The organism is Micromonospora sp. NPDC005197, assembly GCF_040608295.1.
GTDB lineage: Bacteria > Actinomycetota > Actinomycetes > Mycobacteriales > Micromonosporaceae > Micromonospora.
On record NZ_JBEXHY010000015.1, the window covers coordinates 24,098 to 40,425 of the forward strand.

Sequence of the window (16,328 nt, forward strand, 5' to 3'; positions counted from 1 at the left end):
TTCTCGTCTGTCGGCGGCGCAAATCCAGGCTGTTGTTGAACGTGCGGGAGCGGTGAGACTCTAATCCGAATTGCGCATTCGTACGGAGTCAGCAGGCAGGCCATTCGTGGTCTGCTCAGACGACGGGGCGTGCCAGCCCGGTCGAGGGCAAAGTTGACCGAGCCAGAGCGCTCGGAGGCGGTCAGGCAGTACACCGAGGGTCTATCTATAGCCGAGGTGGCGAAATACTTCGCCATTACGGAGCCCGGGATGCGCGGCCTGTTGGTCCGCCGTGGCGTCGAGCTTCGCAGGACCGTGCACACTCTTCGACACGACGCATTTGATGTACTGACACCGGAAGCGTGCTACTGGCTCGGGTTTCTTTTCGCGGACGGATGCGTAACGTACCGGGAGGGCCACCTCCCGCAGATCTCGGTGGGCCTCGCTCAGCGAGACCGCGACCACCTTGTCTCGCTGCGCACCTTCCTGGGTTCGACCAGCAGCATCTCCGCGCCAAGCCCTACTCATGAATCGTGCCAGTTTTCGGTGCGCTCTGCTCGCTTGGCGGAGCGCCTGATCTCTCTGGGGAGATACGATGGTCCCCTCGGCGAACAGCTCGACGAATCACGCGACTTTTGGCGTGGCGTCGTCGACGGCGATGGATCAATCGGCAGTTACCGCCGACCGAAGCCGAGCGAATCGACGTTCTCGCAATTCAGGCTGGTAGGCAGCAAGCGTCTGCTTGAGCCGTTTGTGACATTTTTGCGAAGGCATGACATCAACGGCCTTTCTGTTCGTCCGCACAAGACGATCTACACGATCGGAACGACATGCGGACCCGCCGAGAGGATCGTAGCTCTGCTGTATGCGGAAGCAACAGTTGCGTTGGCTCGCAAGGCGGAGGCGGCGAAAATAATGTTGGGTCGCTGATTTCTGATCCGCTTGATGTCCTGAGCCGTCGGCGGCGAGGGCTTCAACCGAGCAGGGGGAACCAGCCCGCCGCCTCACCAAGCTCCACCCGGTCCCGGTCGGTGAGCGGGATTCGCCCGGTGGCCTTCAGCAGGAACTCCTGGTCGTCCCATCCAGCGGGGCGGACCGCGTCGTCGCTCAGCAGGCCGTCCATCGTGGAAACGGCGATGCGTACCGCCGTTGGGCCGGGTGGCGGCGCGTCCGACAGCTCCGGCGTCAGGTCGAGGTGGTGCACGACGGCCTCGGTGGTCAGGGTGGCGAGGAAATCCGGTACGCGCAGCACGTGGCCCTGTGTGGTCACGTACCCCTCGGGGTCTGCCGACGCGGCGGCGCGGACCGCCGCCGGGGCGGTCTCTTCCCAGAGCCGGACGATGCCGGTCGGGCGGTCGAAGGCGGACGCCGACCGGCGGACCCACCAGGCGTGCCGAGCGGCCTGGTCATCGCCGCCCGGGAAGCCGCGCCAGTAGGACACGTCGTCCACGTCGGCGGGACCGTCGACGGGGCTGGCCAGGGCCACGAGTGCCCGCTGGGCGTCGCCGAGCACGTGCAGCAGCAGGTCCGCGACGAGCCAGCCCCGGCAGCGGGTCGCTCGTTGCAGGCGCGCGTCGTCCAGGCCGTCGACCAACGCCGTGATGCCGTCGTACGCCTGGGCGAGAGCCTCGTCCGGCCGGATCTCGGTCATGCGATGCAGCCTCGCATGACGCACCTCGGCCGCCAACCATCGACGGCGTGGGTGGCTGGGCCACGAGTGACGTGCCTCTGAGTCACAGCCGCGACTCAGAGGCATGTCACCTGGGATGACTCCGCGGTCGGGCTCAGCCGAACATCTCGTCGAGGAAGCCCTTGCGCTTCTTGTGCCGGTAGTGGCCGTGGTAGCCCTGGTGCTGCTGACCGTAGGCAGGCGCCGGCGGGTAGCCGTGCACGGGCGGCGGGGGCGGCGGCGGGGGGACCGCGCCGTAGCCGGGCTGGTGCTGCGCCGGGGCGGGCGGCGGCGGGTAGCCCCCCGGCTGCTGGACGGGCTGCGGCGGCGGGCCGCCGGCCTGCTGGCGGCTCCAGTTGGCCTCTGCCTCGAACAGCTTCTCCAACTCGCCGCGGTCGAGGAAGATGCCCCGGCACTCCCCGCACTGGTCGATGACGACACCGCTGCGCTCGTATTGACGCATCTCGCCGTGACACTTGGGACAGGTGAGGCTATTCATCACCCGACGGTACCTGGTCGAGCTAAGCGGTTGCTGTGAGCGCGTCGGTGACCTCGTCGTCGGAGACCTCGTGGAAGTCGTCGTAGTAGACGCTCACCGCGCCGAAATCCGACGGGCGCTGCGCGCAGACGACCTGGTCGGCCTCGGCCGCCAGGAGTTCGTACGCCTCCTGCGCGCCGACCGGCACGGCCACCACCACCCGGCGCGCGCCGAGTCGGCGGACGACCTCGACGGCGGCGCGGGCGGTGGCGCCGGTGGCCAGACCGTCGTCGACGATCACGGCGACGCGCCCGGTGAGGTCCAGCGGTGGGCGACCACCCCGGTAGAGCCGCTCGCGGCGCTCCAACTCGACCTGTTCGCGCTGGCTGACCTCGGCGATGTCATCGCTGCTGAGGCGGCTGGCGATCGCGTCGTTGAGCACCTGCACCCCGGCCGGGCCGAGCGCGCCGAAGGCGACCTCCCGGGCCCAGGGCATACCGAGCTTGCGGACGACCAGCACGTCGAGGGGGGCGCCGAGCCGTTCGGCGACGACCCGGGCCACCGGTACGCCGCCGCGGACGAGGCCGAGGACGACCGTGTCCGGTTCGCCGACGAGGGCGGTGAGCCGCTCGGCGAGCACCCGGCCCGCCTCGGCGCGGTCGCGGTACGTGGTCATGCCTTCAGGTGTACGCCGTGCGGCGGCGTTTCGCCCGCCGGTTAGACCGATGTGGTCCGACCGGGCAGCCGGTCGGGCCACGGGGTGGTCGGTGCGGTGTCCGGGCTGTGCAGGGCGGGTGCCCAGGTGAGCAGGGCCAGCGGGTACAGCAGGTACCCGAATCGGGTGGAGGGCATCAGCGCGATCGCGGCGAGGAGTCCGTACCCGCAGATCAGCGCGGTGGCGGCGGCCGTGCCCGGCGGGCGGCGCGCGAGTCGGACGGCGATGGCCACGCCGGCCGCGACCAGCAGGGCGGCGGCGATCAGCCGGCCACCGGGCAGCGTGGCGGCGATCAGCTGACCGGGGAACGGAGACTGCGCCGGGCTGGTGACCAGGCCGTGCCCGAGCGGGAAGCGCAGCACGTTCTCGGTCAGCGCGTCGCGGTCGACCAGCAGGGCCGGGAGCAGGGCGGCGACGGGTAACCCGATCGCGCCGGCCGCGACCCGGGCGCCGGCTCGCCGGGTCAGACCCCAGACGATCAGGACCAGGGCGATCGGCCAGGCGAACAGCTTCAGCGCGCCCGCCAACCCGACCGCGAGGCCGGCCCGGCCGGGCCGACCGGCGGCGGCGAGTGCGAGGGCCAGCAGGCAGAGCGCGAGTACGGGCATGTCGTCACCGCCGGTGGCGAGGGTGAGCGCGCAGATCGGCAGGACGGTGGCGGCCTGCACGCCCCGCAGCAGCGCGGCATCGGACCGGCGCGCCCCGACAAGAGGGCCGCCGACGGTGCCGCGCGCGGCGCGCAGGGTGGCCACGGCCAGGGCGAGCGCCAGCGCGGTGCCCACCGCGAACCACACCCGGGCATCGGTCCACCAGGTGTCGGCGAGTGCCCGGGGCAGGCCGAACAACGCCATGCCCGGTTGGTACGGCGTGTATCCGAGCAGTTGTTCACCGGCCGGCAGGGCGGCGATGGCGTCTCGGCCGAGGTACGGCGTGCCGTGCTCCAGCAGGCGGATGCCGGCCTGCTCGACGACCAGCACCTCCTCCTGCGCGCGGTCGGTGCGTCCGGTGGCCCGCTCGGCGCTCTGCCAGAGCACGGGTAGCAGCGCGGTGCTCGCCCACGCGAAACCGGTCACCGCCCAGCGGGCCGGAAGGCCGGCCGGTCGGGTCGCCGGGTTGCGCCGACGCAGGAGGAGTTGAACGATCACCGCCAGCGTCGTGACCAGGTAGCCGACGGCGGCGACCGCACCCCAGGCGCGGTGTGGCGGCAGGGTCGACGTGACCGCGGTGATCGCCGCGAAGACGGCCGACACGGCGTAGAGGCCCAGGTCGAGGGCGAGCCCGCCGGCGGCGGTGTCGAGCGTCCGCCAGCGGTGGCGGCGGGCGGTCGGGGCGTGGGCGATCACGGGCGCCAGTCTGGCAGACCTCGCTGCTCACGCGATTGTCCGCAGGGCTCCGGCCGGCCTGGTCACACCGGCGGCGGCGCCTCTGCTCGCCGTGTCGTGCTCGTGCGCCGCTCAGGCGGGGAGGTGGGGAAGGCGGTCGGGGCGGGAACGCCCGGCCTGACGGCGGGTCTGGCTCAGCCGGATCACCGCGCCGGTGTCGTGCAGCGGTGGCGCCAGAGTGCCGGGTTGGCCACCCGACCCGCGCTGCAACGCGGCGAGCAGGGTGCCGGCGGGCATCGGCCGGGCGAACAGGTGGCCCTGGCCGGCCACGCAGCCCAACTCCCAGAGGGCGCGTCGCTGCGGCTCGCTCTCCACGCCCTCGGCGACCACCGCCAGGTCGAGGCTGCGGCCCAGGTCGAGGGTGGAGCGGATGACGGCGGCGGCCTCGGCCGAGCTCTCCATGGTCGTCACGAAGCTGCGGTCGATCTTCAGCTCGTGCACCGGGATCCGGGACAGCAGGGAGAGCGAGGAGTAGCCGGTGCCGAAGTCGTCCAGCGCCAACCGCACGCCCTCGTCGCGTAGCCGGCTGAGCACCCGGTCGACCACGTCGAGCTGGCTGAGGGTCAACGTTTCGGTCAGCTCCAGCACCAGCCGGTCGGGCGGAAGGTCGTGGGCACGCAGCCGGGCCAGCACCGAGCCCGGGAAGCGTGCGTCGAGCAGGCTGCGCGGCGACACGTTGACCGCGACCGGTACGTCGAAGCCGGCGTCGCGCCAGTTGGCCGCGGCGATCAGGGCCTGGTCGAGGATCGCCTCGGCGAAGGCCGGCAGCATTCCCGAACGCTCCACCGCCTCCAGGAAACGCAGCGGATCGATCAGCCCGTGCGTGGGGTGGTGCCAGCGGGCCAGGGCCTCCGCGCTGGTCACCTCGCCGGTGCCCAGGTCGACGATCGGCTGGAAGTTGACGATGAACTCGTGGTCGGCCACGGCACGGGGCAGGTCGCCGCCGAGGGTGAGGCGGCTCAGGTCGGCGGTGTCCCGGGTCGGGGCGTACGTGGAGATCCGCTGCCCGGCCCGTTTCGCCTGGTACATCGCGACGTCCGCGCGGCGCAGCAGCTCGGCCATGCCGCCGCTGGCCGGGGCGACGGAGATCCCGCCGCTGGCCTCGACGCTGATCCGCATGCCGTCCAGCTCGAACGGCTCGTGCAGGGCGGCGAGCAGCGTCTCGGCCCGGTGCGCGGCCACCGCGGGGGCCGGCAGCCCGCGCAGGAGTACGGCGAACTCGTCACCGCCGAGGCGGGCCACCAGATCGCTGGACTGGGCGGCCCCGCGCAGCCGATCGGCGACCTGGACCAGCACCTGGTCACCGGCGGCGTGGCCGAGGGTGTCGTTGACCTCCTTGAAGTGGTTGAGGTCGATCAATACCAGTGCGGTCACCCCGTCGGCGTGCCGGGCACTGAGATGCTCGGTGCCCCGGTCGAGGAGGTGCCGCCGGTTTGCGAGGTCGGTGAGCGCGTCGTGGGTGGCGGCGTACGCGTGCTCGTCGGCGACGCGGGCCAGCTCGGCGTACGCCTGGGCGTTGCGGACCGCCGTGCAGAGCGCCGAGGCGAAGGTACGCAGGGTGTACTGCTCCCGCTCGGAGAGCTGGACCGGCCCACGGAAGCGCAGGCGCAGGACGCCGACGTCGACGGAGCGGTCGTGGCCTTCCAGCGGGGTGGGCACGACGGTGCCGTCCACGTCGGTGGGCGTGCCGGTCGGTCCGTCGAAGGTGATGCCGCCGGTGCCGCCTCGAACGGTGCGGCCACCGTCGCGCAGCTCGATCTCGACCTCGTCGGCGGAGAACAACTCGGCGGCCTGGGTGACGGCGGTGGTGAGCACGTTGTCCAGGTCGACCACGTTGAGCGCGTCGGTGGTGCGGGCGAGCCGCTGCCACGCCTGCTGCTCGGTGCGACCTCGGATGCGCGCGGAGTAGGCCAGGTGCAGGCTCAACATCAGTGGGGGGACGGCAAGCAGCAGTCGGGGGTCCTCGCGGAGGATGAGTAGCGTGCAGACAGCCACGATGAATCGCACGCCGAAGCCGGCGATCCGCAGGTCAAGGTTGTTCAAGAACTGACGGGAGACCGGTGTCCCGGTGGCCAGCGCGATCACCGGGATGGCCAGCAGGTCGTCGAGGAGTGCCGCCACCAGGTAGATCGCCCCGAGCAAGGTGGCCAGCTCGACCACGCCGGCCGGCGGCCACTGCCAGGGGATGGCCAAAGTGGTGATGCCTGCTCCACCAGCCACCAAAATGTTCTTGCTGACTCCGAAGGCCGCCTTGATCATCGGCAGCTTCATGATGGCTGATGCGATACCGACGCCAGCCCCGGTCGCCAGTACCACCCAGGCGGGTGGTGCCACGGCAAGCCCTATCACGATCGCCGTCTCGACCCAGGTGATGCCGTGTGTGGTCGAGCGAATTCGGATAGGTGCCATGACGATCGTGCCAAGCGCAGTCATGAAGGTCAGCGCTACGAATGTCGCACCGTCGCCTACCGAGACGGGGCGACGGGTCAACACGTTGGCCCCAGCGATGACTGTGGGAACGATTGCCATGACCACGATGAGACCGACGAGCAGCAGAAGCGACCGATCTGCCCGGGGACTCTGCGGTGACACCTGGCTCATGAAGCTCCTGTCGTCGCCCACAGTTACCTGTTGACGACAGGAGCTTACCGCTCAGTGCTACTTCGATGTCAGAACCAGTCGCTGCCGCGCATTGCATGCTCCCTCCACTCGTCCGGCCGTTTCCGTATTCCGGATCCGTTCTCGTGATGGGAGCCTAAGAGGAGTTAGGCAGTTTTAGTAGCGATAAATGTCGGTATACGCAACATTAGCCAAGCCAGCGGCCTTTGTGACGGTCTGTCCATGCCACCTGAGCGGAGCGCGGTCGTGCTGCACTGGCGATCCGCAGCTTGCGCGCTGCTGAGAGGCTATCGGCGTTGTCGCCTCCTCCCTAGTGTGGCCAGGATGTGCGCCTGGCCTCATCCGTCAGTTTGGGCTCAGGGTCAATCCGGTCGGACAGAATCTGCTCTCCGTCGCCTGGTCGGTGTGGATTTGGGGTGTCTCGTTGGGGGGTTGGCGTGCATTCTGACCACCGTTAACCTTCCCCAGTGTGATCAGCTAGACACCGATAGACGCGAATTCGGAGGGCCGGTGGAGATCAACCTGCTGGGTGGTCTGGAGGTGCTGCTTGCCGACCACAAGTTGCACCTGGGTACGCCCAAACAACGGGTAATCTTCGCGATGCTCGCGGTCCAGCCAGGCCAGTTGGTGACGTTGTCCGGCCTCATAGACGAGCTGTGGGCCGACCGTCCTCCGCGTTCCGCTGTGGCGAATGTGCGGACCTATGCGGCCAATCTTCGCCGGGAGTTCGAGACGTTAGCGCTCGCGGACGCGACTCTCGTGCGGCAGGGGAACGGCTATCGCCTCGCCTTGCGGCCGGATGTGATCGACGTCTTCCGCTTCCAGGACGAGCTTTACGCTGGCCGGGATGCTCTGGGCGCCGGCGACCTGTCGCGTGCGTCGGAACTGCTGGGCCGCGCTTTGGTGCGGTGGCAGGGTCCCATGCTCGCCGGCATCCCGCTTGGGCCCGTCCTGACGGCTCGAACCGTCGCTGCGGAGGAGGAGCGTCTTCTGGCCGTGGAACTACTCGCCGAGGTTCATCTGCGATCCGGGCGGGATGATCTCGCAATTCCGTCACTGCGCGCGGTGACTGCCCTTCATCCGCTCCGAGAGCCGACATACCTCCTTCTCATGCGGGCCCTGCACGAGCGCGGTGACAACGCGGAGGCGCTTGTCGCGTATGACGAGATTCGCAGGCATCTGATGACGGAGCTGGGGGTGCGCCCGGGGGCCAACCTCGAAAAGTTGCGGCGCAGGATCCTCACCGAGGCGCCGAGCCGGGAACCCGTCGTCACCGGCCTGAGCAAAGGCACGGCTGGGCGCCTTGCTGGGTCCCCACCAGGACCGGCGGGTGACCCGACGACGAAGCAGATGCCCACAGTCGCAGCGGTGGATCATCTGCCTCGTTCGGTCACCGACTTCGTTGGTCGGGAGGCCGTCGTGGCCAGGCTGTTGGCGGAGACGCGGCGTGTCGAGGATCGCGTACCGGCCGTGCACGTCATCGACGGAATGGCCGGCAGCGGCAAGACAACACTTGCCGTGCACCTGGCCCGCCGGCTGAGCGATCGGTACCCGGATGCCCGTTTGTACGTCGACCTGCGGGGGCATGGCGAGAAGGACCTGATTGGACCGGCGTCGGCTCTTGTCGTCCTGCTTCGCCAGCTTGGGGTGCCGCCTGAGCGGGTGCCGGTTGACCTCGACGACAGGACGGAACTCTGGCGACGCGAACTGGCCCGCTGGAGGTCGGTGATCATTCTGGACAACGCCGCCAGCAGCGACCAGATCCTGCCGCTTCTGCCGATCGAGCCCACCGCCGTCGTGCTGGTGACGTCTCGACGCCGACTCACCCACCCGGACCTCGGCGCGTCGCAGTCCCTGCCGGTCATGTCGTCTGGAGAGGGCGTCGACCTGTTGGCTGCGAGTGTGGGGCGGGAACGGGTCGACGCCGAGCCGGAAGCAGCGGTCGAGGTGGTCCGGCGGTGCGGCCATCTTCCTCTGGCGATTCGGCTGGCCGGCGCCCGGCTGGCGCACCGACGTGGTTGGCGCTTGGCGGATCTCGCGGCACAGATGGCCGGCGCGGCGTCGGTTCTCCCTCATCTGGCCGGGGAGAACAGCACAGTCACCGGTGCGTTCGCCGCCTCCTACGAACCTCTCCCCGAGTCGACCAAGCGGGTCTTTCGCTTTCTGGGTCTGTACCCCGGTAGCCGGTTCAGCCCAACGGCGGTCGCGGCACTGACCGGGCTGACGGTGGCGGAAGCTCACGCGGCTCTCGACGACCTCACCGACAGGCACCTGGTAGAGGATCTGAACTCCAGGCAATACGGATTGCACGACCTCATGCGCCAGTACTCCGTCGAGCTATGCCTGTACGTCGATTCGGCGCAGGACCGCCGGTCAGCCCTGGCCCAACTGCTCGACTTCACCCTGGCAGCGGCACTGCGGATTGCTGAGATTATCGAGCCCGTTGTCATCGAAAGCCAGGTCAGTCATCTCCCGTTCGGTCGGCCTGAATTGCTGGAGGCTCTTGGCGAGCCGAGCGCCGAGTGGTTGGAAGCCGAGCGGGCGGACCTGGTGACGATGGTGGCGTCGGCACATGAGGCGGGCTTCCACGAGCACGCCTGGCGGCTGGCTCGTGCCCTGTGGCGATTCTGCTACATCCGCGGATACTTCGAGGACATCATCGTGACCCACCAGCAGGGGCTGGCAGCGGCAGAGGCGACGGGCAACGCCGAGTCGACGGCGCTGATGCAGAACTACCTGGCCTCCGCTTACGTCCGGACCGGCGACAACCGGGAAGCCCTGAAACATCTGACCCGCGCGGTCGAGCTTTCCAAGGAATCCCGGGACGTGCTGAACACGGCTCGCTACCAGGCCAATCTTGCCCCGGTCCACTACTGGAGCGGCAATCTGACCGAGGCGGTGGCACTCGGTATGGAACATCTGCGTGACTACCGGGGCTACGGCAACGCAGGAGCGCCGAACGCGTTACCGAACGTTGGTATCGCCCTCACGTCACTGGGCCGTTACGAAGAGGCGTTATGGATTCACCGGCGTCACCTGGCCTGGGCCCGAACCAACTCGAACGAGTTCCACGTGCTCAACGCTCTCAGCCATATCGGATCGGTACGCACCCGAATGGGAGATTTCCATCAGGCGATCAGGATCCTCAGGGCCTCGCTGGCGCTTCGCGACCGCACCGGCCACCGCTACGGCGAGGCAGAGGTACGCCTCGACCTCGGCATCGCCTACCGCGGTCTTGGTCGCTTGGCGGAGGCCAAGCAGGAGCATGAGTTGGCTCGGACCCTCGCGGTCGGTTCGGGCGAGCGGCATGTCGAGGCCGCGGCGTTGAACGAACTGGGCCGCACGCTGCGGGCACGCGGGCGGGACCGTGCGGCAGCCGAGATGCACCGCGAGGCCCTGCGGTTGGCGACGCGGATCGCACACCCGCACGAGCAGGGGCGTGCACTGGCGGGCCTCGCGGAGCATTTCAAGGCTGTCGACCCGGCCGAGGCCCGGCGGCACTGGGAGCGGGCGTTGGCGATCTTCCGTCGGATGGGCGTACCGGAACGCCTCGATGTCGAGCGCCGCCTCGCCGAACTGGCTGCCAGTGTCGTCGATGCGGGGTGCTGACCTGCGCGAACGTCGCTTATCGATTTCTTATCGCCGGGCCCGGTAGCTTCTGGAGCGTATCGGCGAACGGGGGAGGTTCTGCCCGTGGGCAGAACCGGGTCGTCGACACGCGCCCGCCGCCAGGTCCCCCCAGCGACCTCGGCGGCGGGTCCAGCGAGGGAGGGGCGCGGCCCGGTGAGCGCTGTCGCACCCGGCGAGTGCCGGGCCGCCGCCCCTTCCGAGCGCCGGGCGTCGTACCGCGACGATAGGCTCACGGCCGTGACCGAACCCGCGCAGCTCAGCCACGTCGACCGTGCCGGCGCGGCCCGCATGGTCGATGTCTCCGCCAAGCCGGTGACCGGCCGGGTGGCCGTCGCGGCGGGCCGTTTGCGCACCACGCCCGAGGTCGTCGACCTGCTGCACCGCGACGGGTTGCCCAAGGGTGACGCGCTGGCGGTCGGCCGGCTCGCCGGCATCATGGGGGCCAAGCGCACTCCGGAGCTGATCCCGCTCTGCCACCCGATCGCCCTGCACGGTGTCACCGTCGACCTGCGGCTGACCGCGGACACCGTGGAGATCACCGCCACCGCTCGCACGGCGGACCGGACGGGAGTCGAGATGGAGGCGCTCACCGCGGTCGCGGTCGCCGGCCTGGCGCTGATCGACATGGTCAAGGCGGTCGATCCGGCGGCCTCGGTGGAGGCGGTCCGGGTGCTGCGCAAGGAGGGCGGCAAGACCGGCGAGTGGGTCCGGCCGGAGGATCGGCCGTGATCCAGGCCCGGGTGATCGTGGCGTCCAACCGGGCCGCGGCCGGCGTCTACGCCGACACCAGCGGCCCGCTGCTCGTCGCCGGCCTGCGCGAGTTGGGCTGTCAGGTCGACGAGCCGGTGGTGGTGCCCGACGGCGAGCCGGTCGGCGCCGCCCTGCGGGACGCCCTCAGCGACGGTGTCGACGTGGTGCTGACCAGCGGCGGCACCGGGATCACCCCGTCCGACCGGACGCCGGACGTGACCCGGGCTCTGTTGGACTACGAGATCCCCGGCATCGCCGAGGCGATCCGGTCGCACAGTCGCGAGCGGGTGCCCACCTCGGTCCTGTCCCGGGGCCTGGCCGGGGTGGCCGGCCGGATGCTGGTGGTCAACCTGCCCGGCTCGACCGGCGGCGCCCGGGACGGGTTGGCCGTGCTCGGGCCGATCCTCGGCCACGCCGTCGACCAGCTTCGCGGCGGCGACCACTGATCGGTCCGCGCCGGCGACCACCGGCCGGTCCGCGCCCAGGCCCGGCGGGCGTCGGTCCGCCCCGATAGGCTCGGTCGGTGAGCACGGAAACCGCACCAACCGCGGGCCGGGTCGCCGCGCCCCCGCCGGCAGGGTGGGAGGAGGCGCGGTCCCGGGTGTACGCGGTGGGTCTGGCCGCCGCGCTGCCTGCCGTCGCCCGGCCGTTGGTCGACACCGACGGGCTGACCCTGGCTGAGCCGCTGACCACCCGCACCGACCTGCCCGCGTTCCCCACCTCCAGCGTGGACGGCTGGGCGGTGCGCGGCACCGGGCCGTGGCGCGTCGTCGGGCGGGTGCTGGCCGGCAACACCCCCACGCCACTCGCCGAGGACGGCACGACCGTCGAGATCGCGACCGGGGCCATGGTGCCCGAGGGCGCCACCGCCGTGCTGCGCATCGAGGAGTCCACCGTCACGGGCGGCCTGGTCAGCGGCACGCCCCGGCCGACGCCGGAGTGGCGGCAGCCGGGCGAGGAGGCGTACGCCGATGAGGAGCTTCTGCCGGTCGGCACGCCGGTCGACCCGGCGGTGATCGGCCTGGCCGCCTCCTGCGGGCACGACACGCTGCGGGTCCGGCGGGCGCCGCGCGCCGCGCTGCTGGTCTTCGGTGACGAGTTGCTCACGTCCGGTCCGCCGGGGGCGGGCCGGGTGCGCGACGCGCTGGGCCCGGCGGTGCCCGCGTGGCTACGTCGGTACGGCTGCCACGTCCGCCCGTCGGACGTGGTAGGCCCGGTCGCCGACACGCTGCCCGCGCACGTGGCGGCGGTGCGCGCGGCGCTGACCAGCGCCGACCTGGTCTGCACCACCGGTGGCACGATGTACGGCCCGGTCGACCACCTGCATCCGACCCTGGAGGCGCTGGGCGCCGACTACGTGGTCAACACGGTGGCGGTCCGGCCCGGCTTCCCGATGCTGCTGGCCCGGCTGGCCGATCACGACGGGCGGGTCCGGTTCGTCGCCGGCCTGCCGGGCAACCCGCAGTCCGCCATCGTCGCGCTGGTGTCACTGGTCGCGCCGCTGCTCGCCGGGCTCCAGGGTCGCTCGATGCCGGTGTTGCCCCAGGCCACGCTGGCCGAGGCGGTGCCCGGGCGCGGCGATCACACCCATCTCGCGCTGGTCCGCCTGGACCGGGCCGCCGGCACGGCGTACCCGGTGCGGCACGTCGGGTCGGCGATGCTGCGCGGGCTCGCGGGCGCCGACGGGTTCGCCGTCATCCGACCGGGCACCAACGGTGCGCAGGGTGATCGGGTGCCGATCGTGCCGTTGCCGCTGCTGCCCGGGGAGCGGGTGTCGTGACCGCGCCGGCGATCACCGTCGTCGAGGTCACCGACCAGCCCCTCGACCTCGCCGCGCACGAGGCGGCGGTCGCCGACCGCCGGGCCGGCGCGGTCGTCTCCTTCCAGGGCGTCGTACGCGACCACGACCACGGGCGTCCGGTGGTGAGCCTGGACTACGAGGGGCACCCGAGCGCCGCGCAGGTGCTGCGCGAGGTGGCCGCCGAGATCGCCGCCGATCCCGACGTCTACGCGGTGGCCGTCTCGCACCGGGTCGGGCCGCTGGCCATCGGTGACGTGGCGCTGGTCGCCGCGGTGAGCACCGCGCACCGCGCCGCGGCCTTCGCGGCCTGCGCCCGGCTGGTCGACGAGGCCAAGGCCCGGTTGCCGATCTGGAAACGGCAGGTCTTCGCCGACGGCACCGAGGAATGGGTCAACTGTCCCTGACCGCTCAGCGGCGGCCGTTGACCAGTACGGCCCGGGCGAGCCGTTCGCCGTAGAACGCCGGCTCGGCGCCGGGCCGCCAGGGCAGCGCCGCGACCAGCACGATCAGCGCGAGGGCCAGCGAGTTCTCCATCAGCGCCCCGAACAGACCGTCCTGGTAGTGCGACACCTCCGGCAGTTGGTGCTCGTACGGCCAGATGGGCGAGATCAGGAAGAGCAGGTAGAGGCCGAGGGCGGCGACGCCGTGCCGGAACCCGGTCAGCGTGGGGTACCAGATCGGCGGGCGAAGACCGTTGAGCCCGCTCAGGCCACCGAATGCGGCGCCCTGGCCGGTGCGCTGCCCCAGACCCCTGCTCGCTTCCCGTCGACGGACGGCGGCGTCGGCCAGCACGATGATCGCCGGGATCACCCAGATGAGGTGGTGCGTCCAGGAGATCGGGCTGATCACGTTGGCGGTCAGGCCGACAAGCGTGAACGCGGTCAGCTCGTCACCGTCGGCGCGCGAGCTGGCCGCCCGGGACAGACCCACCGCCAGGATCAGCACCGAGAAGGCGAGCCAGAGCAGCCCGGGAGTCTCGATCGAGTCGTACAGCCGGGCCAGCAGGCCGGCGAGCGACTGGTTCGGCGTCATGTCGGCCGCGCCGACCCGCTCGGTCTGCCAGAGCACGCTGCCGAAGTACGTCCGCGACTCGTCGCCGACGATCGCGAAGGTCCCGATCGTCACGCCGATCGTGGTGCCGATCGCGGTGGCCGCCACCCGCCACTGGCGGGTGATCAGCAGGTAGGCGATGAACAAGGCCGGGGTGAGCTTCACCGCCGTGGCCAGGCCGATGCCGGCACCCGCCCAGGCGCCGCCGTAGAGGAAGCGCAGCAACGGGCCGTCGGTCGCGGCGTAGTGGGTGCCTCGGCGCGAGCGCCACCGCAGCCCGATCAGATCCGCCATGATCAGTGCGAACAGCAGGAGGTTGACCTGGCCGTAGCCCAGCGTCTCCCGGCTGGGCTCGATGGCGAGCGCGAGCGGCACCGCCAGGGCCACGGTGAACCACAGTGGCCAGGCCAACCGGTCCACGATGGGGCGCAGCAGTCCGGCCAGCACCAGTGTCAGCGTCGCGATGCTGGCGAGGGCGTTGACCATCCCCGCCGCGTCGATCGGCAGCTGCGCCATGGGCAGCATGACGAGCCCGGCGAACGGCGGGTAGGTGAAGCCGAGCGTGGTGCCGGGCGCGATGAACTCGTAGAGCTCATGACCGCTCGCCCACCACACCACCGCACCGTGGTAGATCTTCATGTCGAAGAAGTTGTACGGTCGCCCGAACTCACCGATGGCGAGCCATGCGGCATAGGCGACGGCGGCCACGATGGCGCCTCGTACGACGTTCCTGCGATCGATCCCCCGCGTCATGCGTTGAACTGGGGCGACGCGGTCCGCCCGTCTACCGACAGCCGTCGGCATGGCGTGGCCACCCCCGTACCAAGGTCGTCCTACCCGTCCAGGTCCTGCACGGAGCCTAGAACGGCGCCTCACGTCAGTGCCTCCCGCGTTATGCGACCGTGTCCGATCCCACACATGTTTTTGACATTTCCACCGCGTTAACGCCTACCGGGTGGTTCAGGTAATTCGTCGCCTTAGCGGGGGGTGGGGGTGACACCGCAGCAGATCGAGGCAGGTCAGCCGGGAAGTCGACGCGCGGTGGCCGCTGACCGGACGGCGATCCGGGCCTCGCGGCGGGCGGTGCGGACGGCGCGCTGCATGGAACGTCGAGAGTGGCCGATGCGGTGACCCGTACGCCAGCGGATGCCCGGCTTGCCACCGGTGTCGGCGGCGGCGAGCAGGAGGCCGCCGAAGAGCCCGAGATTCTTCAGGGTGTGGATCTCGTTGTTGTTCTTGGCGATCGGGTCGTCGTTCTTCCAGAACGGATGCCCGGCGAGGGTGACCGGCACCAACGTGCCGGCGAGAACCAGCGCGGCGGGCCGGCTGAACCGCCCGGTGGCCAGCATCAGCCCGGCGCCGACCTGCACCGCCGCGTTGAGTCGGATCAACGTCTCGGTCTCGGTGGGGAAGTTCGGGTGCGCCTTCTGCAGGAGCGGCGCGACCCGGTCGGTGACCGGCTTGGCGGTCTCCGCGAGCCGGTGCGGGTTGCGGAAATTGCGGTACCCGCTGACCACGAAGATGCCGCTCAGCATGGCGCGGGCAAGGGAGCGTACGGGCGTCATGGATCAGTCATACCCCGTCGGGGCGTTTGCTACCCCGGCAACCGCCGGATCCGGATCGGCCGATGTGCACGTGCGCCACGCCGATTCGAGCGACCATCGCTGATGGACGGGCCGTCACGGGTAACGTCGCGCGGGTGACGACGCTGCGGCTCCGCCCCGAAGGTCCGGCCGATACCGGCCCGGTGCGTCGGGTGCTGGCCTCGGCGTTCGCCCGACCGGAGGTGCAGACGCCGCCGGAGGTGGGGCTGGTCGACGACCTGCGCGGCACCGACGCCTGGCTGCCCGAGCTGGCCATGGTTGCCGAGTACGGCGGCGAGGTCGTCGGATACTCGCTGCTCACCCGGGTGCGGGTGCGGCCCGATCGCGGTGCCGTCGCGCCGGCCCTGGCGCTCGGGCCGGTGGCGGTCGCGCCGCACCGACAGCGGGTCGGGCACGGCAGCGCGGTGGTGCAGGCCGCGCTGGACGCCGCCACCGAGCTGGGCGAGCGGCTGGTCGTGGTCCTCGGTGACCCGGCGTTCTATCGCCGCTTCGGCTTCGGGCCGGCCGCGGAGCTGGGCCTCACCAGCCCGTGGGCCGGGCTCGGGGAGCCCTGGCAGGCGCTGGTGCTGCCGCCGTCCACCAGCGAGGAGGGTCCACCGCCGCGTGGTGAGGTGGTCTTCCCGGCGCCCTGGTCCAGGGTCTGAACGCGCT

General features: G+C 70.8%; 14 protein-coding genes. 7 read left to right on the forward strand and 7 right to left on the reverse strand.

The window, feature by feature from the left end:
* The first annotated feature begins 153 nt into the window (after positions 1-153).
* Positions 154-909: a hypothetical protein gene (locus ABZU46_RS08320; protein WP_354855768.1), complete on the forward strand. Its 756-nt coding sequence runs from the start codon at positions 154-156 to the stop codon at positions 907-909.
* Positions 910-952: 43 nt separating this feature from the next.
* On the opposite strand, the gene ABZU46_RS08325 is transcribed toward ABZU46_RS08320, so the two are convergent.
* From ABZU46_RS08325 to ABZU46_RS08345, 5 genes are all read right to left on the reverse strand, one after another.
* A complete protein-coding gene (locus ABZU46_RS08325) occupies positions 953-1,630 on the reverse strand; it encodes a maleylpyruvate isomerase N-terminal domain-containing protein (protein ID WP_354855769.1) in 678 nt (225 codons plus the stop codon).
* 133 nt (positions 1,631-1,763) lie between these two features.
* Positions 1,764-2,147, reverse strand: a complete 384-nt coding sequence (locus ABZU46_RS08330; RefSeq protein ID WP_354855770.1) for a zf-TFIIB domain-containing protein — start codon at positions 2,145-2,147, stop codon at positions 1,764-1,766.
* A 22-nt stretch (positions 2,148-2,169) separates the two neighbouring features.
* Entirely contained in the window at positions 2,170-2,802 is a 633-nt protein-coding gene (locus ABZU46_RS08335) for a phosphoribosyltransferase family protein (RefSeq protein ID WP_354855771.1), read from the reverse strand.
* 41 nt (positions 2,803-2,843) lie between these two features.
* Positions 2,844-4,184 carry a glycosyltransferase 87 family protein gene (locus tag ABZU46_RS08340; RefSeq protein ID WP_354855772.1) on the reverse strand — a complete coding sequence of 447 codons (1,341 nt, stop codon included), beginning with the start codon at positions 4,182-4,184 and terminating at the stop codon, positions 2,844-2,846.
* A gap of 111 nt (positions 4,185-4,295) precedes the next feature.
* Positions 4,296-6,752: a bifunctional diguanylate cyclase/phosphodiesterase gene (locus tag ABZU46_RS08345; RefSeq protein WP_354855773.1), complete on the reverse strand. Its 2,457-nt coding sequence runs from the start codon at positions 6,750-6,752 to the stop codon at positions 4,296-4,298.
* A 600-nt stretch (positions 6,753-7,352) separates the two neighbouring features.
* Here ABZU46_RS08345 and ABZU46_RS08350 point away from each other — a divergent pair.
* From ABZU46_RS08350 to ABZU46_RS08370, 5 genes are all read left to right on the forward strand, one after another.
* Complete coding sequence (locus tag ABZU46_RS08350; RefSeq protein WP_354855774.1) at positions 7,353-10,451, forward strand: BTAD domain-containing putative transcriptional regulator; 3,099 nt, start codon at positions 7,353-7,355, stop codon at positions 10,449-10,451.
* 258 nt (positions 10,452-10,709) lie between these two features.
* On the forward strand, positions 10,710-11,201 hold the full coding sequence (gene moaC / locus ABZU46_RS08355) for a cyclic pyranopterin monophosphate synthase MoaC (RefSeq protein ID WP_354855775.1): 492 nt from the start codon (positions 10,710-10,712) through the stop codon (positions 11,199-11,201).
* A complete protein-coding gene (locus tag ABZU46_RS08360; protein ID WP_354855776.1) occupies positions 11,198-11,668 on the forward strand; it encodes a MogA/MoaB family molybdenum cofactor biosynthesis protein in 471 nt (156 codons plus the stop codon). Before moaC ends, ABZU46_RS08360 begins: the two co-directional genes overlap by 4 nt.
* 77 nt (positions 11,669-11,745) lie before the next feature.
* Positions 11,746-13,002 carry a molybdopterin molybdotransferase MoeA gene (locus tag ABZU46_RS08365; protein WP_354855777.1) on the forward strand — a complete coding sequence of 419 codons (1,257 nt, stop codon included), beginning with the start codon at positions 11,746-11,748 and terminating at the stop codon, positions 13,000-13,002.
* Positions 12,999-13,427 carry a molybdenum cofactor biosynthesis protein MoaE gene (locus ABZU46_RS08370; protein WP_354855778.1) on the forward strand — a complete coding sequence of 143 codons (429 nt, stop codon included), beginning with the start codon at positions 12,999-13,001 and terminating at the stop codon, positions 13,425-13,427. The genes ABZU46_RS08365 and ABZU46_RS08370 overlap by 4 nt, the downstream gene beginning before the upstream one ends.
* A 4-nt stretch (positions 13,428-13,431) precedes the next feature.
* Here the strand turns inward: ABZU46_RS08370 and ABZU46_RS08375 are convergent, their stop codons facing one another.
* Together ABZU46_RS08375 and ABZU46_RS08380 are read right to left on the reverse strand one after the other, a co-directional pair.
* Positions 13,432-14,877 (reverse strand): glycosyltransferase 87 family protein, encoded by a 1,446-nt coding sequence (locus ABZU46_RS08375; protein WP_354855779.1) that lies wholly within the window; start codon positions 14,875-14,877, stop codon positions 13,432-13,434.
* A gap of 215 nt (positions 14,878-15,092) precedes the next feature.
* On the reverse strand, positions 15,093-15,638 hold the full coding sequence (locus ABZU46_RS08380; protein WP_354855780.1) for a DoxX family protein: 546 nt from the start codon (positions 15,636-15,638) through the stop codon (positions 15,093-15,095).
* A 134-nt stretch (positions 15,639-15,772) separates the two neighbouring features.
* On the opposite strand from ABZU46_RS08380, the gene ABZU46_RS08385 reads away from it, so the two are divergent.
* A complete protein-coding gene (locus ABZU46_RS08385; RefSeq protein WP_354855781.1) occupies positions 15,773-16,321 on the forward strand; it encodes an N-acetyltransferase in 549 nt (182 codons plus the stop codon).
* Positions 16,322-16,328 lie beyond the last annotated feature (7 nt).